The organism is Actinacidiphila oryziradicis (assembly GCF_005047355.1).
GTDB lineage: Bacteria > Actinomycetota > Actinomycetes > Streptomycetales > Streptomycetaceae > Actinacidiphila > Actinacidiphila oryziradicis.
On the sequence record NZ_SUMC01000388.1, the window covers coordinates 1 to 538 of the forward strand.

A 538-nucleotide genomic window follows, 5' to 3' on the forward strand; every position below is an offset into this window, starting at 1 on the left:
CGCCGAGATCGGCGACGTGACCCGCTTCGCCGGCGCCCGCCAGCTGTGCTCCTGGGCCGGCCTGACCCCGCGGCACCGGGCCTCGGACACCAAGGTCCACCGCGGGCCGATCACCAAACAGGGCTCCCCGCTGCTGCGGTGGGCCTGCGTCGAAGCGGTGCAGCGGTGCAGCGCCGACACCCCGATGCGGCGCCTGAAGGACCGCATCATCGAACGCCGCGGCGTCCATGCCCGCAACGTGGCCAAGACCGCCGCGGCCCGCAAACTGCTCACCCTGGTCTACTACGCCCTGCGCGACGGCGAAGTCCGCTGCCTGGCGAAGACGGCTACGGGATGAGCAGGCCGGAACACGGCCGTCGCGCGATCGTTCTCTGTCTGGCCCCCGCCAGTGCGGCGCGGCCGTGAGTCTGATCGATCCCGTCGGCCGTCGCGAAACGCCCCCATGCAGAGGCCCGTCCGCGCCCACGGCCGGACACGAGCCCGCGAAGGGATGACCGGCAGCCGAGCCTGCCCGCACCACGACCACACCACCGGGGCG

Annotated in this window: 1 protein-coding gene; it reads left to right on the forward strand. The window is 73.4% G+C overall.

Annotated features, from left to right (window positions below; genetic code table 11):
• Positions 1–337, forward strand: a 337-nt coding sequence (locus FCI23_RS56035; protein ID WP_136731811.1) for a transposase, incomplete at its 5' end; no start/stop codon positions are given.
• Between the last annotated feature and the right edge of the window lie 201 nt (positions 338–538).